Source organism: Microbacterium nymphoidis, assembly GCF_021044885.1.
Taxonomy (GTDB): Bacteria; Actinomycetota; Actinomycetes; order Actinomycetales; family Microbacteriaceae; genus Microbacterium; species Microbacterium nymphoidis.
The window spans coordinates 238,180-262,019 of the sequence record NZ_JAJNOD010000001.1 but is presented as its reverse complement, the minus strand read 5'-3'; the positions used below and the strand labels follow the sequence as shown (position 1 = coordinate 262,019).

28 protein-coding genes and 1 tRNA gene are annotated in these 23,840 nt (G+C 68.0%); 9 read left to right on the top strand and 20 right to left on the bottom strand.

What is annotated here, in order from left to right; genetic code table 11:
• Nucleotides 1-3: 3 nt before the first annotated feature.
• The 6 genes from LQ566_RS01255 to LQ566_RS01230 form a co-directional block, all read right to left on the bottom strand.
• Nucleotides 4-414 carry a hypothetical protein gene (locus LQ566_RS01255; protein ID WP_231089730.1) on the bottom strand — a complete coding sequence of 137 codons (411 nt, stop codon included), beginning with the start codon at nt 412-414 and terminating at the stop codon, nt 4-6.
• Nucleotides 414-842, bottom strand: coding sequence for a TadE family protein (locus tag LQ566_RS01250; protein ID WP_231089729.1), 429 nt, complete (start codon nt 840-842; stop codon nt 414-416). Before LQ566_RS01250 ends, LQ566_RS01255 begins: the two co-directional genes overlap by 1 nt.
• Nucleotides 811-1,215 (bottom strand): TadE/TadG family type IV pilus assembly protein, encoded by a 405-nt coding sequence (locus LQ566_RS01245; protein WP_231089727.1) that lies wholly within the window; start codon nt 1,213-1,215, stop codon nt 811-813. The genes LQ566_RS01250 and LQ566_RS01245 overlap by 32 nt, the downstream gene beginning before the upstream one ends.
• A complete protein-coding gene (locus LQ566_RS01240) occupies nt 1,215-1,394 on the bottom strand; it encodes a hypothetical protein (protein ID WP_231089725.1) in 180 nt (59 codons plus the stop codon). Before LQ566_RS01240 ends, LQ566_RS01245 begins: the two co-directional genes overlap by 1 nt.
• Before the next feature lie 37 nt (nt 1,395-1,431).
• On the bottom strand, nt 1,432-1,659 hold the full coding sequence (locus LQ566_RS01235; RefSeq protein ID WP_231089724.1) for a helix-turn-helix domain-containing protein: 228 nt from the start codon (nt 1,657-1,659) through the stop codon (nt 1,432-1,434).
• A 92-nt stretch (nt 1,660-1,751) separates the two neighbouring features.
• A complete protein-coding gene (locus LQ566_RS01230; protein WP_231089722.1) occupies nt 1,752-1,994 on the bottom strand; it encodes a hypothetical protein in 243 nt (80 codons plus the stop codon).
• Between the two features lie 793 nt (nt 1,995-2,787).
• On the opposite strand from LQ566_RS01230, the gene LQ566_RS01225 reads away from it, so the two are divergent.
• Nucleotides 2,788-3,018: a hypothetical protein gene (locus LQ566_RS01225; RefSeq protein ID WP_231089721.1), complete on the top strand. Its 231-nt coding sequence runs from the start codon at nt 2,788-2,790 to the stop codon at nt 3,016-3,018.
• A gap of 264 nt (nt 3,019-3,282) precedes the next feature.
• Here LQ566_RS01225 and LQ566_RS01220 read toward each other — a convergent pair whose 3' ends face one another.
• The 3 genes from LQ566_RS01220 to LQ566_RS01210 form a co-directional block, all read right to left on the bottom strand.
• Nucleotides 3,283-3,459 carry a hypothetical protein gene (locus tag LQ566_RS01220; protein ID WP_231089720.1) on the bottom strand — a complete coding sequence of 59 codons (177 nt, stop codon included), beginning with the start codon at nt 3,457-3,459 and terminating at the stop codon, nt 3,283-3,285.
• Between the two features lie 582 nt (nt 3,460-4,041).
• Complete coding sequence (locus LQ566_RS01215) at nt 4,042-4,716, bottom strand: response regulator (RefSeq protein ID WP_231089719.1); 675 nt, start codon at nt 4,714-4,716, stop codon at nt 4,042-4,044.
• A complete protein-coding gene (locus LQ566_RS01210; protein ID WP_231089718.1) occupies nt 4,713-6,296 on the bottom strand; it encodes an ATP-binding protein in 1,584 nt (527 codons plus the stop codon). Before LQ566_RS01210 ends, LQ566_RS01215 begins: the two co-directional genes overlap by 4 nt.
• A 162-nt stretch (nt 6,297-6,458) precedes the next feature.
• On the opposite strand from LQ566_RS01210, the gene LQ566_RS01205 reads away from it, so the two are divergent.
• Genes LQ566_RS01205 through LQ566_RS01195 form a run of 3 tightly spaced genes read left to right on the top strand, consistent with a single transcriptional unit; the run spans nt 6,459 to nt 9,753 of the window.
• Entirely contained in the window at nt 6,459-7,505 is a 1,047-nt protein-coding gene (locus LQ566_RS01205; RefSeq protein WP_231089717.1) for a Bug family tripartite tricarboxylate transporter substrate binding protein, read from the top strand.
• A complete protein-coding gene (locus tag LQ566_RS01200) occupies nt 7,502-8,047 on the top strand; it encodes a tripartite tricarboxylate transporter TctB family protein (protein WP_231089716.1) in 546 nt (181 codons plus the stop codon). Before LQ566_RS01205 ends, LQ566_RS01200 begins: the two co-directional genes overlap by 4 nt.
• Before the next feature lie 56 nt (nt 8,048-8,103).
• Nucleotides 8,104-9,753 (top strand): tripartite tricarboxylate transporter permease, encoded by a 1,650-nt coding sequence (locus tag LQ566_RS01195; protein ID WP_231089715.1) that lies wholly within the window; start codon nt 8,104-8,106, stop codon nt 9,751-9,753.
• A 50-nt stretch (nt 9,754-9,803) separates the two neighbouring features.
• Here LQ566_RS01195 and LQ566_RS01190 read toward each other — a convergent pair whose 3' ends face one another.
• Both LQ566_RS01190 and LQ566_RS01185 read right to left on the bottom strand, forming a co-directional pair.
• Nucleotides 9,804-10,166 carry a hypothetical protein gene (locus LQ566_RS01190; protein WP_231089714.1) on the bottom strand — a complete coding sequence of 121 codons (363 nt, stop codon included), beginning with the start codon at nt 10,164-10,166 and terminating at the stop codon, nt 9,804-9,806.
• A 14-nt stretch (nt 10,167-10,180) separates the two neighbouring features.
• Nucleotides 10,181-10,444 carry a hypothetical protein gene (locus tag LQ566_RS01185; RefSeq protein WP_231089713.1) on the bottom strand — a complete coding sequence of 88 codons (264 nt, stop codon included), beginning with the start codon at nt 10,442-10,444 and terminating at the stop codon, nt 10,181-10,183.
• 236 nt (nt 10,445-10,680) lie between these two features.
• Between LQ566_RS01185 and LQ566_RS01180 the strand changes: the two genes are divergently transcribed.
• Nucleotides 10,681-11,124: a hypothetical protein gene (locus tag LQ566_RS01180; protein ID WP_231089712.1), complete on the top strand. Its 444-nt coding sequence runs from the start codon at nt 10,681-10,683 to the stop codon at nt 11,122-11,124.
• 304 nt (nt 11,125-11,428) lie between these two features.
• Here the strand turns inward: LQ566_RS01180 and LQ566_RS01175 are convergent, their stop codons facing one another.
• From LQ566_RS01175 to LQ566_RS01165, 3 genes are all read right to left on the bottom strand, one after another.
• Nucleotides 11,429-12,373 carry a type II secretion system F family protein gene (locus LQ566_RS01175; RefSeq protein ID WP_231089711.1) on the bottom strand — a complete coding sequence of 315 codons (945 nt, stop codon included), beginning with the start codon at nt 12,371-12,373 and terminating at the stop codon, nt 11,429-11,431.
• A complete protein-coding gene (locus tag LQ566_RS01170; protein ID WP_231089710.1) occupies nt 12,370-13,233 on the bottom strand; it encodes a type II secretion system F family protein in 864 nt (287 codons plus the stop codon). Before LQ566_RS01170 ends, LQ566_RS01175 begins: the two co-directional genes overlap by 4 nt.
• Before the next feature lie 151 nt (nt 13,234-13,384).
• Complete coding sequence (locus tag LQ566_RS01165) at nt 13,385-14,533, bottom strand: TadA family conjugal transfer-associated ATPase (protein ID WP_231089709.1); 1,149 nt, start codon at nt 14,531-14,533, stop codon at nt 13,385-13,387.
• Nucleotides 14,534-14,684: 151 nt separating this feature from the next.
• On the opposite strand from LQ566_RS01165, the gene LQ566_RS01160 reads away from it, so the two are divergent.
• Both LQ566_RS01160 and LQ566_RS01155 read left to right on the top strand, forming a co-directional pair.
• A tRNA-Leu gene (locus LQ566_RS01160) sits at nt 14,685-14,766 on the top strand.
• A gap of 47 nt (nt 14,767-14,813) precedes the next feature.
• Nucleotides 14,814-15,494, top strand: a complete 681-nt coding sequence (locus tag LQ566_RS01155; protein WP_231089708.1) for a DedA family protein — start codon at nt 14,814-14,816, stop codon at nt 15,492-15,494.
• 48 nt (nt 15,495-15,542) lie between these two features.
• On the opposite strand, the gene ku is transcribed toward LQ566_RS01155, so the two are convergent.
• Nucleotides 15,543-16,367: a non-homologous end joining protein Ku gene (gene ku / locus LQ566_RS01150; RefSeq protein ID WP_231089707.1), complete on the bottom strand. Its 825-nt coding sequence runs from the start codon at nt 16,365-16,367 to the stop codon at nt 15,543-15,545.
• Nucleotides 16,368-16,464: 97 nt separating this feature from the next.
• Between ku and ligD the strand changes: the two genes are divergently transcribed.
• Complete coding sequence (gene ligD, locus LQ566_RS01145; RefSeq protein ID WP_231089706.1) at nt 16,465-18,828, top strand: non-homologous end-joining DNA ligase; 2,364 nt, start codon at nt 16,465-16,467, stop codon at nt 18,826-18,828.
• 16 nt (nt 18,829-18,844) lie between these two features.
• Here ligD and LQ566_RS01140 read toward each other — a convergent pair whose 3' ends face one another.
• The 4 genes from LQ566_RS01140 to murI form a co-directional block, all read right to left on the bottom strand.
• Nucleotides 18,845-19,765 carry a cation diffusion facilitator family transporter gene (locus LQ566_RS01140; RefSeq protein WP_231089705.1) on the bottom strand — a complete coding sequence of 307 codons (921 nt, stop codon included), beginning with the start codon at nt 19,763-19,765 and terminating at the stop codon, nt 18,845-18,847.
• Between the two features lie 74 nt (nt 19,766-19,839).
• Nucleotides 19,840-20,445, bottom strand: coding sequence for an RdgB/HAM1 family non-canonical purine NTP pyrophosphatase (gene rdgB / locus LQ566_RS01135; protein WP_231089704.1), 606 nt, complete (start codon nt 20,443-20,445; stop codon nt 19,840-19,842).
• A complete protein-coding gene (rph, locus tag LQ566_RS01130) occupies nt 20,442-21,173 on the bottom strand; it encodes a ribonuclease PH (protein ID WP_231089703.1) in 732 nt (243 codons plus the stop codon). Before rph ends, rdgB begins: the two co-directional genes overlap by 4 nt.
• Before the next feature lie 54 nt (nt 21,174-21,227).
• Nucleotides 21,228-22,052 (bottom strand): glutamate racemase, encoded by an 825-nt coding sequence (gene murI / locus LQ566_RS01125; protein WP_231089702.1) that lies wholly within the window; start codon nt 22,050-22,052, stop codon nt 21,228-21,230.
• Between the two features lie 116 nt (nt 22,053-22,168).
• On the opposite strand from murI, the gene LQ566_RS01120 reads away from it, so the two are divergent.
• Nucleotides 22,169-23,494 (top strand): nicotinate phosphoribosyltransferase, encoded by a 1,326-nt coding sequence (locus LQ566_RS01120; protein WP_231089701.1) that lies wholly within the window; start codon nt 22,169-22,171, stop codon nt 23,492-23,494.
• A 52-nt stretch (nt 23,495-23,546) separates the two neighbouring features.
• On the opposite strand, the gene LQ566_RS01115 is transcribed toward LQ566_RS01120, so the two are convergent.
• Nucleotides 23,547-23,813, bottom strand: coding sequence for a DUF3039 domain-containing protein (locus LQ566_RS01115; protein ID WP_231089700.1), 267 nt, complete (start codon nt 23,811-23,813; stop codon nt 23,547-23,549).
• Nucleotides 23,814-23,840 lie beyond the last annotated feature (27 nt).

The following is a 23,840-nucleotide window of genomic DNA, read 5'->3' as shown; positions in this document are numbered from 1 at the left end:
GGACTAGCCGACGGCCGTACGGGCGATGGCCGTGGATCGTAGTGTCACGCCGGCGGGAACCACGCTGCTGAACAGCGGTGGGTGCCACCTCGTCTCCACCGTGACGACCGCACTGGCACCATCCGGCGTACTCGACTCGACCAACGCCGCCTCCCCCGGCGTCGCTGCGATGAGCGCCGCGGCGCCACGGGAAACTCCCGACGGGCTCAGCACGGCGAGCGGCACACCATCGGTCACAGAGAGGGTGAAGGTGTCCGCGGCCGCGAGCGCGGCTGCCTCGGCGACGGCGTCGAGGCTGCGCTGCGCCAGGCTCAGACTGGCGAGATCGATGGTCGTGACCATCAGCACGGCGGTGAGCGCGCCGTAGCCGATCACGAGCGGCATCAGACTCCCGCTCTCATCCCGGAGCATCATCAGCGCCCGTCCGGGATACGGTGCACGACGATCGCCTCAACGGGGATCGCGGTCGACTGAGCGATGTCGAGCACGGCCGGCGCCAGCGGAAGCACGGCGGAGGTGCCGACCCGCACCGTGACGAACGTGCCGGGTGCCGGACAGGGATCCGACAGCGGCTGGCAGGAGATCTCGACCCGCATGGCGTCCGGTTCCATCCCGTACTCGGCGGCGACCGCCGCGAGGACGGCGTCGGCAGAGCCGGATCCGCCGCTCAGCACGCGGGCGATCTGCCGCGCGGCGGTCTGCACACCCATGGCCTGATTGTGCACGCCGTTCAGGGCGACGCCGAGATACATGATCGGCACGAGCAGAACCACGCCCGCGACGATGAACTCGAGCGACGCCGAGCCGGCGTCATCCGACCACCAGCGACTCCATCGGCGCACGGCCCACCACCTCCAGTCCATCCGGGACGCCGAGGAAGACGATGAGCGGCAGCACCGCCGTGACGCGCACCTCGATGGTCGGCACGCCCAGTGCATCGCTGCGGGAGGCATGGACCGCACCGACGAGATCGGAACCCGCAGACGAGCTCACCACTTCCCGCACGACGACCTCGATCTCATCCGGCGTCACGTCGGCGAGCGCCGCCTCATAGGCCGCCTGCACGGCCGCGTCGTGCACGATGTTTCGGATGTGGACCGCGATCCCGATCTGGATCACGGCCACCGTCAGCAGCGTGAGGAGCGTGCCGACCAGCGTGAACTCCACCACGGCGGAGCCTCGCTCGTCCCGCCAGAGCCCCGGTGTCCCGTGCATTACGAGAACTGCACACCCTTCAGCGCGTTGTCCACGAGGTCGACCAGCGCCGGGCCCGCGAAAGCCCAGATCACCATCACCAGCGCGGCGGTCATGATCGTGATGAGCACCCACCCGGGAACGTCGCCGGTCTCGTCGTGGATCAGTTCCTGGGCCCGCAGGCGCATCCTCTTCAGCATGCCCCTACGCTGTCAGCCGAGCCCGGATGAGACGGGATTAATCCACAGGCCGATAACGCAGCTCGGGCCGTCCCGCAGCACCGTACTGCGGCTCGACGAGTGCCTGCCCGGCATCCAGCAGTTGCTGCAGATAACGCCGCGCGCTCACCCGGCTGAGACCGGTCAGCGCCGCGATCTCAGCCGCGCTGGCGCCGTCGGGCATGCCGGCGAGAGCGAGTGCCACGCGCCGCTGCGTGACCGCGGAGCCCTCGCTGGCCGCACTCACCGGCCCCCGATCACGCAACAGGTCATCGATGGCCCGTTGATGCGAAACGGATCAGCGGACGCTTCGCCGCGATCCGCGCCGAGACGCTGGAGCTACGCGCCGAACAGGAGCCCACCGAAGGCGACCGCTCCGGAGCGCGCGTGTTCGCCGCCTTGCGCGCCGTCCGCGAGCAGATCCAGACCCATCACGCTCGGGTCTATCGAAACGCTGAACGCAGACGCGGCCGCGCTGGATCGGGTGTGGGAGGAAACGGACGTGGACGACCGCCAGGCGATCATCCGGGGTCGCTTCGCGGTGACGTGCCAGCTGGCCGGGCGCAGACCTTCGCGGGTCATCGTCCACAAACGTTGGGGGCCCGAAGCCTACTTCTTCCTGAAAGTTCACCGTGAAGCATGCCCAGAAAACCGCCCATTTAGTTTGCAAAATCGGACATATCGGACATATCCGCCAATATCGAGCAGAAGTACCAACGCTGGCGTTCTGCCTGTTCTCACCGATGTCGCTCCACCCAAGTAGACTTGGACACACGAGAAAAGGCCCGGAGCCTAACGAACTCAGAATCGGGCCTTTTCACGATATTGGCGAGCAATGGCGCTTGCCTGGCTCCCTCACGGGGGCCGTCCGGACTGGTACTCCGGGCGGCTCCCCAAGGGAACCTATATAGACATTCTAGTGTCAACTCGCGCTTGACGGTACCCACCCGCCATCCCCGCGATCACGCCGCGCTCCCGCGCCCACTCCGGAGCGCGCGCGAAGGCGTCTCCAAAGTCGCCGCCGCATGCGATCACATGATCGTCCCCGTCTCCGAAGAGGATGCGCCAGTCCCACCCCAACCGCACGAGGTGGTACTCGGCGTCCTCCGGGTAGTAAACATCTCCGGGGAACTCCTGCACGCGTCCGGACCCCGCTCCGCACGGAGTGATGCCAGCGCATGCGCAGCTGTCATCACGTCAGCACCGTAGTCGGACTCACTCAGGAAGCGCACCGATGCCGCTTAATACCGCGCATCGTTCGTGAACTCATCGCGTGTTGATAGCACACCCATGTTGGGCCTTTCGTTCATTCTGAGGCACCTTGCTTCGTGACGCCGCGCTAAACTGCTATCGGCGGGCGGGCGGTGAATTGCCGATGAACAAAGTCGCAACCTTCATCAGCTTTGCCACCCTCGCCGCACTCGCGGTTGTCGAGATCGTCGTGCTTCTGATCCTTGCGCCATCCGGAGCCGTGGCATTCGGCACGTTCGTCGTGCAGTTGCTCGGCATCATCGTGGTAGGTGCCAGCACGATCTATGCACTCGGACAGACCATCGCAAAGTTGGACAGAGTTGAGGCGCAAACGAACGGCAACCTCAGCCCGTGACGCCGAGATTGCCGTTCGGCTGACCGCGGAGAACATCGAGCTAGCTCGGCAGATACCGACTTAGACGGGTCCGGTTGACACATCGCACGGGCGCTGAAACAGCGAACACCCCAGGTCACCCCGGGGTGTTCGCTTCGTGTCACATGCGAACAGTACGCCCGCACTTACCGCAACGGACAAGGCCGTGACGGACGATGCGGAGCGGACCGAAGGTCGCACGGCAGTGGGGACAGGTGAGGAAAACTCCGCGAGACATCACGGACCTCACTTCGTCAGCCGCACGGGGCGATAGGTGGTCCCCGCCGCGCGCCCGGGAGGGAACGGCTCCCCCATGACGCTCGTGACCTCGTTGACCTTTCGACCGCCCTGGTACTGAGCGTAGATTCCGCTCGCCGGAACGGTGTTGCCGGGTCGCATGTTGGTGTTGCGTGAAGTAGCCATCAGGCCCTCACTTTCTGTGATTTGCGAATAATGGTGTCGCCTTGCACAGAGTGTTAGAGTGTGGGCACCACGCCCTAGGAAAGTATGGTGCTCACGGCCCTGTTGTTCATCGGTTCCCCGATGGATTCGGGGCCGTTGTGCTTTGGCGAGTCCAATACTACATATGGGCGTCGACATTGGAAGTGACCACAAGAGGTAGTAGTTACATCCGTGTAGTTATCCACCCTCATCCACAGGGTTCACCACATCTTGTCCACAATTTCATGCACATGGACATGCAAGAAATCGCGCGGATTTTCGCGAGTCGGGCGCACCCCTCCACACTTCTCCACAGGCAGTGGAGAAAATCAGCAATCTCCGCCTGTGGATGATAGATTCGGCGTGTCGCGGCGTGTCGTTTTGGGGCGCACCCTCGCGCGCGACTACATTTCCGCCCCCGCCACCACGCCGCGTCATGTAGGTAATTGCATTAGAACCCACCCGGGAACGTCGCCGGTCTCGTCGTGGATCAGTTCCTCGGCCCGCAGGCGCACCCTCTTCAGCATGCCCCTACGCTGTCAGCCGAGCCCAGATGAGACCGGATTAATCCACAGGGCGATAACGCAGCTCGGGCCGCCCTGCAGCACCGTACTGCGGCTCGACGAGTGCTTGTCCGGCATCCAGCAGCTGCTGCAGATAACGCCGCGCGCTCACCCGGCTGAGACCGGTCAGCGCCGCGATCTCAGCCGCGCTGGCGCCGTCGGGCATGCCGGCGAGAGCGAGTGCCACGCGCCGCTGCGTGACCGCAGAGCCTTCGCTGGCCGCACTCACCGTTCCCCGGTCGCGCAACAGCTCATCGATCGCCCGCTGATCGAGGGTGTCTGCCGCGGCGCGCCGCTCCTCCGTCAGCGCTACGTGGACGGCATCCAGCCGTTCGTGCATCGCGCGCATCGTGAACGGCTTCACCAGGTAGTGACGCACCCCCAGCTGGCGCGCCCGCCGGACGGTGTCGAGCTCGGACGCCGCGGTCACGGGCACCACCTCGCCGCCGAACCCGTGGGCGCGCGCGGTACGCAGCACGGCGATGCCGGTCATGTCCGGCAGATAGATGTCCAGCAGGACGAGATCCGGCTTCATCGAGACGATCGCCTCCAGCGCCGCCCGGCCGGTGGCGACCGTGCCGACGACGATGAAGGACGGATGCCGCTCCACGAACCCACGCGTCACGCGCGAGACCTGCGGATCGTCCTCCACGATCAGCGTGCGCAGCCCGCTCATGTGTTCGCCACCACCGCCGTACTGCGGGGCAGTCGCACCTCGAACCGGGCGCCGCCGAGCGATGAGTCAGAGACGACAACGCCGCCGCCCGCACGGCGGGTCACACGGGACACCAGGGTGAGGCCATAGCCGCGCGGCAGTCCTCCGTGCGAGCCCTTCGAGGTGTGCTCGAGGGAGAACACGTCATCGCGCCGATCCGGCGCGATACCCGGGCCGTCGTCGTCCACCGTGATGAGCAGCGCCCCCGAACTGTCCTCCTCCAGGGCGACCTCCACGGTCCCATCGCGCCCGGCCGCCTCGATCGCGTTGTCCACGAGGTTTCCGATCACCGTGATCCGGTCTCGCGAGTGCTCACCCGCTGCGGAGACCGTACCGCGGCAGCGCACCTCGAAACGGACTCCGGCCTCCCGGGCACGCGCGCGCTTCGCGATGAGCAGCGCCGCGACCTCGACATCGTGCAGGTCGGCGGGCAGACCTCCCGAATCCGCGTCGTCGCCGCTGGCCCGCTCGATGAAGCTGCTCGCCGCATCGTGCTCACCCAGCTCCAGCAGCCCTCCGATCGTGTGCAGCGTGTTCGCGAACTCGTGCTGCTGGGCACGCAGCGCCTCGGCGATGCTCTGGGCGCCGGCGAGCTCGCGCAGCGCCGTGTCCAGTTCGGTGCGATCCATCAGGATGATGACCGTGCCGACCCTTCTCCCGTCGACGATGACCGGATCCACGCGTGCCAGCAGGATGCGTTCCCCGGCCAGCGCCAGCTGCTGCGGACCGGAATCCGCGTCGGGCTGATCCAGGTCCACGTCCAGCAGCTCCCGAATCGGCAGCCCCACCAGCGACGACTCCTCGGACCGATTCAGCAGGCGGAGCGCGGCATCGTTGCAGAGAACAACCCGGCGGTGGGGATCCAGCACCACGATGCCGTCGCCGATTCCATGCAGCGTCGCGTCGCGCGTATCGAGCATCCGCTTGATCTCGTCGGGCTCCACCCCGTAGAGGCGGCGGTGGACGAACGACGCGGTGGCACTGGACAGCAGAGCGCCGATCACCGCCGCCACCGCGAGCGCGAGCGCGAGCCAGCCGATGTTCACCAGATACGCCGAGTGCAGATCGGTCTCGAGGATCCCCACGGAGACCTGGCCGATGATGGTGTCATCCGCCGCTCGCACCGGGATCTTCACACGCCAGGAGGTTCCGAGCGTCCCCGTCTGTGTGCCCACGTACATCGAGCCGTCCAGCGCATCCAGGGGTGTCGAAGCCACCTCACCGATGCGATCGGGGTCGGGGTGGGAGAAGCGGATGCCGTCGGCGTCGGTCACCACCACGTAGTCCACGTCACTGGCCGCCCGCACCAGCTCGGCGATCGGCTGGATGATCGCCGACGGATCGGGATCATCGAACGCGTCCAGCACCGCGGGCAGGCTGGCAACGGACTGGGCCACTGCGATCATGCGATCGCGGTACGAGTCGCGCACCTGCTGACCCTGCACCAGCGCGACCGTCACGCCCGTTCCCACGATGACGACGAGCATGATCGCAGACTGCACCGCCAGCAGTTGCGTCCGAAGCCCCGTCGCTCGTCTCACGCACCTGAGGCTAGCCGCTTCGCGGCAGCGGCGACGGATGGTCCGTGACCAAAACGACCACAACGATTCTTGCGACCAGAACCTCCGCACAGCCGGTCGCCTCCCTAATGTCGGTCTCCATCGCCCCGGCAGCGCACCGCGCCGGGAACTCAAGGAGGAGACATGCGATCTTTCACGCAGCACGCCCGGCTTCGCCGTCGCGGCGTTTTCGTGTCCGGCGTTCTCGTCACAGCGGCCCTGGCGCTGTCGGCGTGTTCGGGGACGGCCGGCGCACCCGCCGGCGGCAGCACCGCCGGCGGTGCTGAGACGGCGATCACTTCGCTGAAGGTCATCGCACCCGCCGACCCCGGCGGCGGCTGGGATCAGACCGCCCGCGCGCTCTCGCAGGTGCTCACGGAAGACAAGCTGGTTTCCTCCGCACCGGTGACGAACATCGGCGGCGCCGGTGGAACCGTGGGGCTGGCGAACCTCGCCACCGAGAAGGAGCCCGCCACGCTCATGATCACCGGATCGGTGATGGTGGGAGCGGTGGAGACCAACAAGAGCAAGGACCGCATCGAGGACATGACCCCGATCGCCAAGCTCACCGAGGAGCCCGCCGTGATCGTCGTTCCGGCGTCCAGCCCCTACCAGGATGTGAAGAGCCTCATCGCGGCGATCGTGAAGGACGGCCCGCAGGTCGCCATCACGGGCGGCTCCGCCGGCGGCACCGATCACATCCTCGCCGGCCTGCTGCTCACCGATGCGGGACTGGACGCCGCCACGATTCCGCAGAAGCTGAACTACGTCGCCAACTCCGGTGGTGGGGAGGCTGCGACCATGCTTCTCGGCAACAACGTCGCGGCCGGCATCTCGGGCGTCGGCGAGTTCGCCGAGCTGATCGCGTCCGGCGATCTTCGCGCGCTGGCCGTGTCGGGTGCCGAACGATCCGAGAAGCTCCCTGATGTCCCGACCCTCACCGAGGAGGGTATCGATGTGACCGCCACGAACTGGCGCGGTGTGATCGCCCCCGGCGGCATCAGCGACGGCGACCGTGCGGCCCTCACCGACCTGGTCACGCAGGTCCACGACTCCGACGCCTGGGCGTCGATCGTCGCGGAGAACGGCTGGACGGACGCGTTCCTCACCGGAGCGGACTTCGATTCGTTCCTCACGGGCGACATCGCGCAGACCAAGGACACCCTGTCGGTGATCGGACTGGTGGGATGAGCGAGGCGTCGGCTGCGGCCCCCGAAGCGGGGGTCGCAGCGGCGCCGGGTCGCCCCTACCGCGTGGAGTCGATGGTCTTCGTCGGGCTGCTGATCGCGCTCGCCGTGTCCGTGCTCCTCACCGCGGGTGCCATTCCCGAGCCCGCCTCTGCCGCGGGCCTCGGGCCACGCGTGATCCCCTACGCGGTCGGCGGGCTCATGCTGGCAGCGTCAGTCGCGGTGTTCGTCGGCCAGCTGCGCGGGAGATTCGGCGAGCCCGACGGCGGCGAGGACATCGATCTCGAGAGCTCGACGTCCTGGGTGACCACGGCGATCGTCGTGCTCGCTTTCGTGTCCCTGATCATCACGATCCCCGCCCTCGGGTGGCCCCTGGCGGTCACCATCCTGTTCGCGGGTGCTGCGATCCCCCTGGGCGCGAAGCGCTGGTGGGTGGCCGTTCTCGTCGGGTTCGGACTCGGTGTGGCGACCTGGTTCGCGTTCGGACAGCTCCTCGGCCTCTCCCTCCCCGCGACGGGATACCTCACGAGCTGGATCGGGATCTGACATGACCGCAGATCGCTCCCGCCACCCGCAGTACCGGTCCGATCGGAGAGACGACCATGGATAACCTCACCCTGCTGCTGGACGGCTTCGCGGCCGCCCTGCAGCCGATGTACCTGCTCTATGCCCTTCTGGGCGTGCTCGTCGGGACCGCCGTCGGTGTGCTTCCGGGCATCGGGCCCGCGATGACGGTGGCGCTGCTGCTGCCGCTCACCTACTCCCTCGAGCCCACGGCCGCCTTGATCGTGTTCGCCGGCATCTACTACGGCGGCATGTACGGCGGATCGACCACCTCGATCCTCCTCAACACACCGGGAGAATCGGCCTCAATCGTCACGGCGCTTGAGGGAAACAAGATGGCCCGCGCTGGACGGGCGGCAGCCGCGCTGGCGACCGCTGCGATCGGCTCCTTCGTGGCGGGGACCATCGCCACCGCGCTGCTCACCCTGCTCGCCCCGGTCCTGGCGCGTTTCGCGGTGTCGCTCGGGCCCGCCGACTACTTCGCCCTGATGGTCGTGGCCTTCCTCACGGTCGGCGCCCTCATGGGCACCTCCGTGCCGCGAGGACTCGTGTCCCTCTCCATCGGCCTGTTCATCGGGCTCGTCGGCACCGATGTGATCACCGGGCAGGCGCGCTTCACGCTCGGGGTTCCCGAACTCGGTGACGGCATCGATGTCGTGATCGTGGCGGTGGGACTGTTCGCGCTCGGCGAGGCGCTCTACGTGGCCTCGCGACTGCGCAACGGGGAGATTCCGATCATCCCGATCACCCGGGGCTGGCGCACGTGGCTGCGGCGATCGGACTGGAAGCGGTCGTGGAAGCCGTGGCTGCGCGGAACGGCGATCGGATTCCCGATCGGCACCATCCCCGCTGGTGGTGCCGACGTGGCGACCTTCCTCTCCTACGCTACGGAGCGCTCGCTGGCCAAAGAGCCCTACAAGAGCCAGTTCGGAAAGGGCGCGATCGAGGGCGTGGCCGGCCCGGAGGCCGCGAACAACGCGGCCGCCGCCGGTGTTCTCGTGCCGCTGCTCACGCTCGGCATCCCGACCACCGCGACCGCCGCGATCATCCTGACGGCGTTCAAGACCTACAACATCCAGCCGGGTCCGCAGTTGTTCAGCTCGAACCCCGGACTCGTGTGGGCGCTCATCGCCAGCCTGTACATCGGCAACGTGCTGCTGCTCGTGCTGAACCTCCCGCTGGTGGGCATGTGGGTGAAGCTCCTGCAGATCCCGCGTCCGTATCTGTACGCCGGAATCCTGGTGTTCGCGGGGCTCGGTGCCTACGCGGCGAACTTCACGGTGTTCGACATCGGCGTGATCGCCGTGTTCGGCGTGCTGGGCTTCTTCATGCGAAGGCTCGGCTTCCCCGTGTCTCCGATGGTGGTGGGGGCCATCCTCGGGCCGATGGCGGAAGACGAGCTGCGTACGTCGATGCAGATCGGGTTGGGGAACCCGGCCTACCTGGTGCACACGCCGTTCGCCGTCACCGTGTACGTCGTGATGATCGCGATCATCATGCTCGCGCTGTGGCTGCGGCGGCGCCGCGCCCGCTACGAGCGCACGGTGGAGGCCGGGGATGCCACCAGCACGACGGCCACGATCCGCACGGTGGACCTCGAGATCGAATCGCACGAGCCTCACCCGGAGCCGGATCGCGGTCGCCTGTCCACCTCGACGATCCGCACGCAGCGCAAGCGGCGCCGCTGAGTTCGACGTTGGACGCGTGTGGCCCGGAATCTACGAATCCGGGCCACACGTCATTCGTCGTCCGGGCGCTGTCGCGTTAGTCCGAGTCGTCGGTGCGCTCGCACCCGCAGCACCGCTGCCACACAGCATCCGGCACCGAGTGCCGTCATCAGGAGCGAGCTGAGGATGCCGTCCGGAGCGGCGAGCAGTCCCAGAATGCCGGCTGCGAGGAAGACGACGCCGATCAGGGCGGCCGCACACGCGTCGATCACGTGTGCCCATCGACTGCGCACGGACATCGCGAGCCCGCTCAGAATTCCGGCCGAGGCGAGGATCGGCACCGTGATCGGGAGGCCCGGCGAGACCAGAGCGAAGATCAGCAGAGCACCGAAGCCGACGACGAGCACGACGCCGAGCCCGCGACGGGACGTCACGCCTCCTGCGCCGTTCACGGTTCGGGGAAGATGCGCCGGTGCGGCTCGCACCAGCCGCTCACCCGGTCGATGACGAGTTCCAGCGCAACCCGGGTGGTGTCGTCCTCTTCGTCGCTGACCGCGAGTGCCCGGTTGAACAGGGTGAACATCGTGCGCTGATCCATGCCGGCGCCATCACGCAGGTCCACGGCAAGCGCGGCGAGACGATCACTCAGGTCCGTGTCGGCATGGTCGGCGAGCACGGCCTGCAGACGCGCGTTCGGGTCGTCCAGGGTCATCCGTCCATCGTCGCAGAATCTAGCCGCAGGCGGACTCCACCGACCGATGGGGGTCCATTGCGCGAGCGGGAGCGGACGCATTTGCTTCCCAGTGCCAGAGGGGGGCACGATGGCGTTCAGCAATCCTGAGGAGTCGTTGGCACGGATTCAGGAGGATGTCGCGCGGGCGGAGGCTCGGGCGAAGGCGCTGCCGTTAACGGCATCCCCAACCAGTACATATTGGAGCAATAGTTATCATGTCAGAACAGCTCATCTTAAATGACCTGGTCTCCAAATGGGTGTCGCTGGCGAGAGAGTACGTCGGAGCAGCTCCCGATGTGAGTGCGTACTACTTCTATGGTCTGCATGAGCGCATCGGCACGGGCGGCCGGCTGTTCAGCGTGCCGTTGTTCGAGCAAAAGGGTGCGATCGTCTGGGCCGGGCGCCTCGTAGGCGCAGAGAACAGCATCGAACGTCAGCAGAGCGTGCTGCGTCTCATGGATGAAGACTCTTCTGGGGCGACTGCGGCTTTTGACAGTGAAGGCATTCCGGCACCGACGGAGTATCGCATTTACTACGAGCCGGGTAGCGGAAAACTGGATGCCCAGCTCTCGCGCGAGGTGAGATACTACGGCACCACGGAAACAACTCCACTCGATGGCGTGAAGGCCTGGCTCGGTACCCGGATGCCCGAGCGATAGAACTCACCGATGCCTGGGCAGAGCGGCGGAAAGAGAGCGGCGAGAGGCGCGTTCGGCAGGCAATCCGCCGTCCTCACGGGAAATACACCTTCCTGACGGACGAATCTCATTCGACGTTTGCATCATTTCTAGACTGTGGCTGCACGACTCACTTCCCCCGAACCGCAGAACATAACCGCGGGCGAAGCTCTGCCGCAGCGGCCGGGTGTCAGTTTCACACTGGGCGATCACAGATCACAGAGCGGGCTGAGCGCGGCGTTGCGGACGGCGGGACGCGCGGGGCCGGGCACAGTCCCCGCGCGCATCACCCGAGGCGCAGGAGGTGGATTCCGGGGAACACGGCGAGCAGGACGGAGAGCGGCAGGATGAGGAACACCAGCGGGAACAGCATGGTGACCTCTTTGCGCCCGGCCTGATCGAGCATCCCCTGCTTCCGATCCTCCCGAGCATCGGTAGCCTGATCGCGAAGCACGGCGGCCAGGGGCGCACCCCGCTCCAGCGCGGACAGGAGATGATCGAAAGCCCGGCTCACACCGGGGACCCCGATCCGCTCCCCCGCCGCCGCGAGCGCTGTCGCCAGATTGGATCCGGTCCCGGTCTCCACGGTGACGGCCCGGAGTTCCCCGGCCAGCGCACCGACGCCGACCGAGGCGGTGCGCTTCACCGCGTCGTGCAGGCTCTCGCCCGCGGCCAAGCAGAGCGCGAGGAAGTCGAGGACGGTGGGCAGTTCGTCCTCGATGCGCTGACGGCGCCGGTTCACCGCCTGTGTCAGCCAGACGTCCGTGCCGAAGAAGCCGGCGACACCGAAGACGATCGGAAGCAGCAGCGATGGGATGGTGAAACGTCCGGTGAGCGCCAGCCCGATGGTCACGAGGGCTCCCAGCGCCGCGGCACCGACGGCGAGCGCCAGTTGCCGCTCGCGGAACCGCTCCGCATCCGCCTTCCATCCCGCGCGCCGCAGGCGTGTCGCCAGCACGGTCGTCCCTCCCAGCAGCGGCACCAGCCGACGGCGAAACACCCGCCAACCGACCCGCACCAGGGCCGTCAGTCCGGCGGCGGGGTCGATCAGAGCGGGTGCGGGCAGACTCGTCCCTGCCGGGTCCGTGATGTCGCGGACGTAGGGGGCGATGCGTCGGACCAACTGCGGAGCCGACCAGCGCGGCAGCGCGGCGAGGATCGACCAGAGCCCGCTTCCGAGAACGGTGCCGAGCAGCACGGCGATCGCGCCATCAGTCAGTGCAGCGGTCATCGAAACCACCGCCGCTGCTCCGGCAACCGGCCGATGCGCAGCATCAGCCGGTAGGCGACGAAGGACACGCCCGCTGCCACCGCGATCAGCACCACACCCATCGGGGTGGAGTAGGCCGCTGCTCCCTCGGGACGCGCGACCAGGAGTCCGAGGATGACCCAGGGTGCCACCACGCCGACGACCGCCGCGCCACGGATCCAGGACTGCCGCGCCGTCACCTCGCCGCGCACCGCCGCTTCGGCCCGCACCGCCGTCGAGAGGGAGCGCAGCACGTTGGCGAGCTCCGTACCGCCCACCTGACGCGCCATCCGCAGCGTCTCCACGATGCGATCGGCGGTGGGATCGGCCAGACGCTCCTTGAGAGCAAGGACCGCAGAGTCGAAGTGCCCCGAGGCTGCGAGATCTGAGCGGAACCGCGCGAACTCGGCTCGCACGGGCTGCGGTGCCAGGTCCGCGAGCGCGGCCACGCCGTCCGGCAGGCTCTGCCCGGCGCGCACCGAGGCGACCAGCAGATCGCAGACGTCGGGCCACACCGACCGCCGATCCTGATGCCGCCGCGCTCGCCGGGCGCGCAGCACGGAGAACGGGACGACCGCGCCGGCGAGGAGCGCGAGTGCCGCGAGCACGGGCAACCGTGTCAGGACCCATACCGCCGACGCGGCGACGAGCGCGCACATCGCGGCACCGATCAGAAGCGCGCCGGGCGAGAGCGACGATGCCCCGGCCTCTGCCAGCAGCGTGCGCATCGCTGAGGCCGGGCGGCTCTCGACGGCATCATGCGGGGCCCGGCGCGGCCAGAGCCACACAGAGGCGATGCAGAGGACTCCGGCGGCGAAGCAGATCGCCCACAGCGCAGTCATGCGGCGCGCTCCGCACGGTAGAGCACGCGGGCCCCGGGCTCCCCCGCGGCGAAGCAGATCACGCAGGGCACAGTCATGCGGCGCGCCCCGTTCCGATAGCGGACTCGTACCCCGCACGCACCCACGGCGAAGCACCTCTCCCGGAGCGCAGTCATGCAGCATGCTCCGCACGGTACAGGACCCGCACCCCGGGCTCACCCACGGCGTCTATCTCCGGGGCGAGCACCTCGGCGACGCGTCGGGATCCGTCCGCCCGACGCTCGCAGTGAACGACCAGATCGACGCTGCGCGAGATCGCCGGCGAGACGAATCCCCGATCCACGTTCCGCCCCGCCAGCAGGGTGAGCGACATCAGCTTGTCCAGTGCCTCGGCGGCGTTGTTGGCGTGAATGGTCGCGGCGCAGGGCACGCCTGTGTTCAGCGCGAGGACCAGGTCCAGCGCCTCGGCATCCCGCACCTCCCCCACGACAAGCCGATCCGGTCGCATGCGGAGAGCTTCCTTCACCAGGCGGCGGAGCGGGATCTCGCCGGTGCCCTCCAGCGAAGGCTGCCTGCCCTGCATCGCCACGACGTCCACGGCGTCGACCGCGAGTTCGAATGTCTCCTCCACGGTGATCACCCGGTGTGCGGGTGGTTCCGCGGCGATCAACGCACTCAGCATCGTGGTCTTGCCGGCGTGAGTGGCACCGGACACCAGGACGCTGGCCCCCTGCGTCATCGCTTGCGTCAGGTTGTAGGCGAGTGAGCGCGGCAGCGCTCCCGCCTCGACCAGCCCATCGAGATCACGGAATCGGGAGAGGAACTTCCTGATGTTCACGGTCCAGTGCGCGCGGACCACGTCGGGAATGACGACGTGAACCCGCGAGCCGTCCGGGAGCGAGGCATCGACGAACGGTTGACTCAGATCCACGCGACGGCCGGTGGCGTTCAGCATGCGCTCCACGATCGAGCGCACCTCGTCCTCGGTGAGCACCAGCGGCAGCCGGAGCGGAAGCCCGTCCCGAGCGGCGAAGATCCGATCCGGAGCGTTGATCCAGATCTCTTCTATCGAGTCATCGGCCAGATACGGCTCCAGCGCGCCGAACCCGGCGACGGATGCGAGCACCTGCGCGAGGCAGTGCGCCTCGTCGTCGATCACGCCGTCTCCTCGCGCGAGGGCGCGATCGTTGTGACGACGGATCTCCGTCCGCGCCACCTGCCGAGCCCGCTCGCGGTCTTGTGCGGGATCGATGCGCTCCTCCCGCAGGCGGTCGCGCACGCGTTCGGTGACCTCGGAGAAGACGAAGGGGGCGGACGGCATGCGGACATCCTGACCGCAGCCGCCCAGCGACCGCCGCGCTTGTCCACAGTCCCCCGGGCGGTGCAGTCACCCATTCATGGCAGGATCACAGCTTCTCCCCCGGCACTTCCCCAGAGTGAGAACGGGGCGGAAAGCATAGAATCGAATTCGCGCGGGTGTGGTGGAACTGGCAGACACGCAGGATTTAGGTTCCTGTGCCTCAGGGCGTGTGGGTTCAAGTCCCACCACCCGCACGGCCAGACGGCCTTTCTTGCCGCCAGACCAGAACAGGAATCCGCCAGTGCATCAGCTCGGACTCATCCCGTGGCTCGACCCACAGGTCATCATCGAGGCCGCCGGACCGTGGGCATTGCTCGTGGTGTGCGCGATCATCTTCGCGGAGACGGGTCTGCTCATCGGATTCCTCCTTCCCGGTGACACGCTCCTGATCATCTCCGGACTGCTCACCCACACCAACAACGTCTTCGGTCTGAACATCTGGTGGGTCAGCCTGCTGATCGGTGTCGCCGCGTTCATCGGTGGTGAGGTCGGGTACTACATCGGCCACAAGGGCGGCCCCGCAATCTTCGAGAAGAAGGACTCGGGCCTGTTCAGCACACAGAACGTCGCCCGCACCAATGCCTTCTTCGAGCGCTTCGGCCCGATCACGGTGATCCTGGCGCGCTTCGTGCCGATCGTCCGCACGTTCGCACCGGTGGCCGCCGGTGTCGGTCACATGCCGTGGAAGCGGTACAGCCTCTACAACCTGATCGGCGCCATCCTGTGGGGCTTCGGCCTCACCTTCGTCGGCTACCTCATCGCCTACATCCCGTGGGTCGCGGACTTCGTCACCCAGTACATCGACGTCATCTTGATCGCCGCGGTCGCGGGATCGGCCCTGGTGACCCTGGTGCACTACCTCAACGAGCGCCGGAAGGTCTCTCGCGAGAAGGCCGCTGCCTCCGAGGAGCCCACGCTCTGACGCGTGAAATGAATGATGCCCTGCCGGATCCGGCAGGGCATCATTCATTCACCCCGCGGCGGCCTCGTCACCCGCCTTGTCCGTGCGCGCGGCGCGGGAGCGCTCCACGCTGGCCCGCAGCGCGTCCATGAGATCGATGACCTCCGCTCCCCCGGTCTCGCCGCGCGGACCGAAGGTCTCCTCGGTGTCGACGGCGTCGCCGCGCTCGAGCTTCGCATCGATCAGCGTGCGCAGCTGCGTCTGGTACTCGTCGGTGAACGCCGCCGGATCGAAATCGGACGCGTACGTCTCCACCAGGGCCGCTGACAGCTCCAGCTCCTTCTCCGACACCGGCTCGGCGTCGGTGAGCGAGGCGAACGACGGCTCACGCACCTCGTCAGCCCACAGCAGCGTCTGGAGCACGAGCACATCGCCACGGACGCGCAGCGCGGCCAGGCGGGTCTTCTGCCGGAGGGTGAAGCGCACGATCGCGGTGCGATCACTGCGCTCCAGCGTCTCGCGCAACAGCAGATAGGCCTTCGGCGACTTGCTGTCCGGCTCCAGGTAGTACGGCTTGTCGAGCAGGATCGGATCGATCTGGGTGTTCGGGACGAACTCCACCACCTCGATCTCGCGGCTGCGCTCCGCCGGCAGCGCATCCAGGTCGCTCTTGGTCAGGATCACCGTCTGCTCACCGTTGTCGTAAGCACGATCGATGTCGGAGAAGGGCACGACCTCGCCATCCAGCTCGCAGATGCGCTGGTAGCGGATCCGCCCGCCGTCCGCGTTGTGCACCTGGTGCAGGGAGACATCGTGGTCCTCCGTGGCGGAGTAGACCTTGACCGGGACGTTGACGAGGCCGAAGGTGACGGCACCCTTCCAGATGGAGCGCATGGCCTCAGTACACACCACCGCGATGCCCCTCTGCCACCCCGGGGCCGAATGCGCGCCGGACCCGCGGACCGAACGATCGATGACCTAACCTGACCAGGTGGCAGAGGCATCGGTGAACGTACAGGTGGAGGGGCGCTCCCTGCGCCTCAGCCACCTCGACAAGGTGCTGTACCCGGAGACCGGAACCACCAAGGCCGAGCTGATCGACTACTACGCGCGCATCGCACCGGCGCTGCTCCCACACGTCCTCGGCCGCCCGGTGACGCGCAAGCGCTGGCCGGACGGTGTCGGCACCGCGGCATCGCCCGAGGAGCCGTTCTTCGCCAAGCAGCTGGAACCCGGCGCGCCGTCGTGGATCCCTCGCAGCGGCATCGACCACAGCACCGGGACCAAGGACTACCCGCTGGTCACCGATGCCGCGACGCTGGTGTACTTCGCCCAGTCCGCCAGCCTCGAGCTGCACGTACCGCAGTGGCGCTTCGGCCCCCAGGGCGAGCCGGCGTTCCCCGATCGTCTCGTGCTCGATCTCGACCCGGGCGACGGAGCCGGACTCGCCCAGTGCGCCGAAGTGGCCTTCCTCGCCCGCGACCTGCTGCGGGGCATGGGGCTAGAACCCTTCGCACTCACCAGCGGCGGCTCCGGCATCCACCTCTATGCGCACCTCGACGGCACAGCATCGTCCGAGCAGACCAGCGCCGTGGCGAAAGCCCTCGCGCGCGCTCTGGAGCAGGATAGGCCCGATCTGGTGGTGAGCGGCATGGCGAAAGCGGCGCGAGTGGGTCGCGTGCTGATCGACTGGAGCCAGAACAACGGCAAGAAGACCACGATCGCCCCGTACTCCCTCCGGGGTCGCCTGCGCCCCACGGTCGCGGCACCGCGCACCTGGGAGGAGCTCGGGGCGACGGGGCTGCGCCAGCTCGAGTTCACCGAGGTCCTGGATCGGGTGGCGGATCAGGGCGATCTACTGGCGGCGCTCGATCCGGCACCTGGCCTCCTCGCGTCCTACCTCGCCAAGCGCACCCGTCCGACGCCGGAGCCCCTGCCCACGTCGCCCGATGCCCTTCCCACGGCGAGCCGGCGCTTCGTCATCCAGGAGCACCACGCCTCACACCTGCATTACGATCTGCGCCTAGAACACGACGGGGTGCTGGTGAGCTGGGCCGTCCCGAAGGGGCTGCCCCAGACCAGCGAGCAGAACGTGCTGGCGGTGCAGACCGAGAACCACCCGATCGCGTACCTGGGCTTCGCCGGGACGATCCCCGCGGGCGCCTACGGCGCCGGAACGATGTCCATCTGGGACAGCGGGACGTACGATCTGGAGAAGTGGCGCGCCGACGAGATCATCGTGACCCTCCGCGGCAGTGGCCCGGCGAGCGATGTGCGCATCGCGCTGCTTCGCACCGACGGCAGCGGCGAGAAGTCGACGTGGCTGCTGCACCGCACTCGCTCCGCGGTACAGACCACGAGATACGCGCCGGCGCCTGCCCCCACGGGCTTCACGGCGCCGATGCTCGCGGTAGGCAGCACGTCTCCCCTTGCGACCGCCGCTGCACGCCGCTGGGGATCGTGGGTGGAGTTCAAATGGGACGGGGTGCGTGTCATCGGCGTGTGGTCTCAGTCGCGGTTGCGCCTGTTCTCGCGCACGGGAGCGGACATCACCGCCCGCTACCCCGAGGTCGCCGCCGAGGGATCCGCACGGTTCGGCGCTGCCAGCGCGATCGTCGACGGCGAGATCGTCGCCCTGGACGCGAGTGGACGACCGGATTTCCCGCGCCTGCAGAATCGGATGCACCTCAGCAAGGCGTTCGAGATCGAGCGCGAAGCCGCACGCACCCCGGTGTCGTACTTCCTCTTCGACGCGCTGCACGCCGACGAAGACCTCACCTCCCGTCCGCTTCGCGACCGCCGCAGGGCGCTGGAGCGCATCGCGGCGGATGCGGGGGCGGCCATCGTCGTCCCGCCCGTGTTCGACGATGTCGCGGCCACCCTCGAGGCCGCGTCCGAGCGCAGCCTGGAAGGCATCATGGTGAAGGATCCTGCCTCGCCCTATCGACCGGGCGTGCGTAGCGAGTCCTGGCTGAAGGTGAAGATCACCGCAACGCAGGACGTGGTCATCGGCGGAGTCCGCCCCGGCAAGGGCAACCGCACCGGCGCGATCGGCTCCCTGCTGATGGGCGTGTGGCAGAGCGACGGCACGCTGCACTACGCGGGGCGTGTCGGCACCGGATTCAGCGAGGAGGCTGCAGCCGCGCTCCTGCGCCGCCTCGTGCCTCTGGGAATCGCGGAGCCACCCTTCAGCGACGTCCCGGCTGCGGACGCGTCCGACGCCATCTGGGTCAGTCCCGAGCTGGTGGGCGAGGTCGAGTTCGCCGACTGGAGTCCGAACGGGCACCTCCGCCACGCGCGCTGGCGCGGCCTGCGCCCCGACGTCGACCCCGCCTCGGTGGTCCGGGAGACCTGAGGACTCCCGGACCGTCTCAGCGGTGGACGACGTCGTCGTGCTCGGCGTGACCGTCGGGTTCAAGCTGGAAGGTGGAGTGCTCCACATCGAAGTGCTGCGACAGACAGCCCTGCAGATCGGCGAGCATCCGTGCACTTCCCCCATCGCTCAGCACATCGGCGTCCACGACGACGTGTGCAGTGAACACCGGCGCACCCCGCGTCAGCTGCCACACGTGCACGTCGTGCACGGCGCGCACGCCCGGGTAGCCCAGGATGTGCGTGCGGATGTCGGGGATATCGGTGCCCTTCGGTGCTGATTCCGCCAGCACGGAGATCACTTCGCGCAGCAGCGTGAACACGCGCGGCAGGATCATCGCAGCGATGAACAGTGAGGCGATGGCATCGGCGCGCACCCAGCCGGTGGTGAGGATCACGATGGCGGCGATGATGACTCCGACCGACCCGATCAGATCACCCATCACCTCCAGGTATGCCCCGCGGACGTTGATCGACTTCTTCTGCGCCGCGGACAGCAGCCACATCGAGACGGCATTGGCCAGGGCACCGGCCACCGCGATCACGAGCATCAGCCCGCCCTGCACCTCCGCCTCGCCCGGGTTGATCAAGCGCTGGACGCCTTCGACGCCCACGGTGATGGCCAGCACTCCCAGGATGACGGCGTTGATCAGCGCACCCAGCACCTCGGCGCGCTGATAGCCGAACGTGCGTCGATCGTCCGCCGGACGGGCGGCGACCGCGCTGGCGATCAGCGCGATCACCAGTGCCGACGCGTCCGTGAACATGTGGGCGGCGTCCGCGAGCAGCGCCAGCGAGCCCGAGAGGATGGCTCCGATGACCTGTACGACCATGACGGTCGAGGTGATGGTCAGCGAGATCGCCAGCAGGCGGCGATTGGCCGCTCCCCGGATTCCGGTGGACGGTGCGTGATCGTGCATGCCTCCAGGCTAGGCGGGCCGCACGGGTGCGCGGGGCCGTTTCGCCTAGTCGGGAATGAGGACGATTATCAGCGTCAGAGCGCGGCGAGAAGCGGCTGCAGCGCCACGAAGGCTCGCGCCCGATGCGACTGCGCGTTCTTCTCCTCGGGGCTCAGCTCCGCCGCGGAACGGGTGCCCGGCGTGCCGTCCGCATTCTCGGGGAGGAACACCGGGTCATAACCGAAGCCGTTCTCACCGCTCTCCACCGTCGCCAGGCGCCCGGGCCAGATGCCCTCGACCGTGTGCTCGTCGCCGCCGGGCGTGACGAGGGCGATCACCGAGGTGAAGAACGCCGTGCGGTGCTCGGGGGCGAGATCGCTGAGCTGATCGAGCAGCAGGCGCCGGTTCGCGATGTCGTCCTTCTGGTGCCCGGCCCAGTACGCGGAAAAGACGCCGGGAGCGGCGCCCAGGACCGACACGGTCAGGCCGGAATCGTCGGCGAGGGCGGGCAGGCCCGTGTGCGCGGCGGCGGCCCGTGCCTTGATCAGTGCGTTCTGGGCGAAGGTCGTGCCGTCTTCCACGGGCTCGGGTCCGTCGTACGCCACGACGGTGAGGTCGGGGCGGACCGCCGCGACGATGGCCTGGAACTCAGCCACCTTGTGCGCGTTGTGGGTGGCGAGGACGACGCGATCGACGCTCACGCCAGGACCGCCGTCTGGATGTCGCGCAGGTTCGCGCAGCCCGCGACGCCCAAGTCGAGCAGCGCGTCGAGCTCCTGCTTGTCGAAGGGAGCACCCTCTGCGGTGCCCTGCACCTCGACGAACAGTCCGCGACCGGTCACCACGACGTTCATGTCCGTCTCCGCGCGGACGTCCTCGACATAGGCCAGGTCGAGCATCGGCGTGCCATCGATGATGCCGACAGACACCGCGGAGACCGAGTCGATCAGCGGCTGCGCCTTCTGCCCGATGAACTTCTTCTCGCGCCCCCACTCGATGGCGTCCGCGAGCGCAACGTAGGCGCCCGTGATGGCGGCCGTCCGGGTGCCGCCGTCGGCCTGGAGCACGTCGCAGTCGATGACGAGGGTGTTCTCCCCGAGCGCCTTGGTGTCGACCACCGCACGCAGTGCGCGCCCGATGAGACGGGAGATCTCGTGCGTGCGTCCGCCGACACGGCCCTTCACGCTCTCACGGTCGTTACGGCTGTTCGTGGCGCGCGGCAGCATCGCGTACTCGGCCGTGACCCACCCCTTGCCCTTGCCGGTCAGCCAGCGAGGAACGCCGTTGGTGAACGACGCCGTGCACAGCACACGCGTGCCGCCGAAGCTCACCAGCGCCGACCCCTCGGCGTGGGCGCTCCAGCCGCGCTCGATGGTGACGGGGCGGAGCTGGTCGGTGGCGCGGCCGTCGGCGCGAACGATCTCGGTCATAGGTCTGCGTCCTCTCGAAGGGGTGGGATGCCGCTCAGCCGCCGGGCGGGCGAGTCAGCTGTTCTGGGGAAGGCGGATGGCGGCGGTGTTCACGAGCTGGACCCGATTGACCTCGGCTCCCATCAGACGCCGCGCCAGCGCGACGAACTCGGCTTCGCTGGTGCCCGTCGCCTCGTACGTGCGCGTCGGCTGGGACTGCGGGGAAGCGAGCTCGCCGCGCGTGACCAGCGTGCGATAGACGTCGTTCGCGGTCTCCACATCGCTGGAGACGAGGGAGACTTCGGGGCCCATCACGTAGCTGATGGCGCCTTTGAGGAACGGATAGTGCGTGCACCCGAGCACCAGGGTGTCGATGCCGGCGTCACGCAGCGGAGCCAGATACTCCTCCGCCACGCGAAGCAGCTCAGGCGAACTCGTGATCCCGGCCTCCACGAACTCGACGAAACGCGGGCACGCCTGAGCGAACACCGTCAGGCGGGAGTCCACGCCCAGCATGTCCTGATAGACGCCGGATGACACCGTTCCGGCGGTGCCGATGACGCCCACCCGCCCGTTGCGCGTGGTGGCGATCGCCGTGCGCACAGCGGGGTTGATGACCTCGATCACCGGAATGTCGTAACGCTCGCGTGCGTCACGCAGCACGGCCGCCGACGCGGTGTTGCAGGCGATCACGAGCATCTTGACGCCCTGATCGACCAGTGTGTCCAGCACCTCGAGGGAGAACTGACGCACCTCGGCGATGGGGCGCGGACCGTAGGGAGTGCGGGCGGTGTCGCCGATGTACACGAACGATTCGTTCGGCAGCTGGTCCCCGATCGCACGAGCGACCGTGAGCCCGCCCACGCCGGAGTCGAAGATCCCGATCGGTGCGTCAGACATGATGGGTCCAGCCTACGCCGCCGCATGCATCACCCGCGTCGGGCGGCACGGCTCGTCGCTGCGCCCTCGGAGGGTGCGGCACGGTGGGCGCTGCGCGCGCGAGTAGGATTCCGAGCATGACCGGCTCCTCCGCGCTGCTGACAGACCGATATGAACTCACCATGCTGGATGCGGCACTGCGTGATGGCACCGCCCACCGCAACTGCGTGTTCGAGTTGTTCTCTCGCAGATTGAGTGGCGGGCGGCGGTTCGGCGTGGTGGCCGGCACGGGACGTCTGCTCTCCCTGCTGCGTGATTTCCGCTTCGGCGATGACGAGCTGCGCTACCTCACCGACAACCAGGTCGTCAGCCCCGAGACCCTGCGCTACCTGGCCGGCTACCGCTTCAGCGGGTCGATCACCGGCTATCGGGAGGGAGAGCTCTACTTCCCCGGCTCGCCGATCCTCACCGTCGAAGGCACCTTCGCTGAGGCCGTGATCCTGGAGACCCTGGCCCTCAGCGTCCTCAACCACGACTCTGCCGTTGCCACGGCCGCGGCGCGCATGTCGGTCGCGGCTGGAGATCGCCCCCTCGCGGAGATGGGCGCGCGCCGCGCGGCGGAGGAGTCCGCGGTGGCGGCCTCGCGCGCCGCCTACATCGCAGGGTTCGGAGCCACCAGCAATCTGGAGGCCGGACGCCGCTGGGGCATTCCGACGATGGGCACCGCCGCCCATGCCTGGACCCTGCTGCACGACACCGAGGAGCAGGCCTTCCGCTCCCAGATCGAGGCGTCCGGCGTCGGGACCACCCTTCTGGTGGACACCTACGACATCACCGCAGGCGTGGATCTCGCGATCCGCGTGGCCGGTACCGGACTCGGCGGCGTGCGCATCGACTCCGGTGACCTCCCGATCGTCGCCGCGGAAGTCCGTGCCCAGCTGGACGCTCTCGGTGCCGTCGACACGCGGATCACCGTGACGAGCGATCTCGACGAGTACGCGATCGCCGCTCTGGCCGTATCACCCGTTGACGCCTACGGCGTGGGCACCTCGGTGGTCACCGGCTCCGGCTATCCCACCGCCAGCATGGTCTACAAGCTGGTGGCACGTCAGGGTGATGACGGCGGATGGGTGGCGGTGGCCAAGAAGAGCGCGGACAAGGCCTCCACCGGTGGTCGCAAGGCCGCGTTCCGCCGCCTGGAGCGCGGGAAGGCCACCACCGAGCTCGTGGTGGTCTCCGACGGGTTCGAACCGGTCGAGACGGCGAGCGCGCATCCGGATGCCCGAGCCCTGCAGGTGCGTCTGGTCGATCACGGCGTCATCGACGCGTCGTTCGAAGGACCGGCGGGAACTGCGGCTGCCCGGGAACACCACGCGATGGTGCGCGAGGAGCTGCCGGTACGCGGGCTTGCGCTCAGCAAGTCCGATCCGATCATCCCGACAGTCTTTGAGGACGCGCAGTAGCCCTCCAGCTATGACGAACGGCCCGCCGGATCCGGCGGGCCGTTCGCGCGAGTCAGCTCATGAGCGACTCGTACACCTTCTTGCAGTCGGGGCATACCGGGAACTTCTCCGGGTCCCGGCTCGGCACCCACTTCTTTCCGCACAGCGCGCGAATGGGCTTGCCGGTCAGAGCCGACTCGAGGATCTTCTCCTTCTTCGCGTAGTGCGAGAAGCGCTCATGATCTCCCGGCTCGATGTGCTCCTCACGCAGGAGCTCTTCGAGTTCGCGGTCGAGGGTGGCGATGCCGCCCTGGTCGGGGTGATCCAGCGGAGTGCTCATGGGCCCATCGTACCGCCCGCATCACGG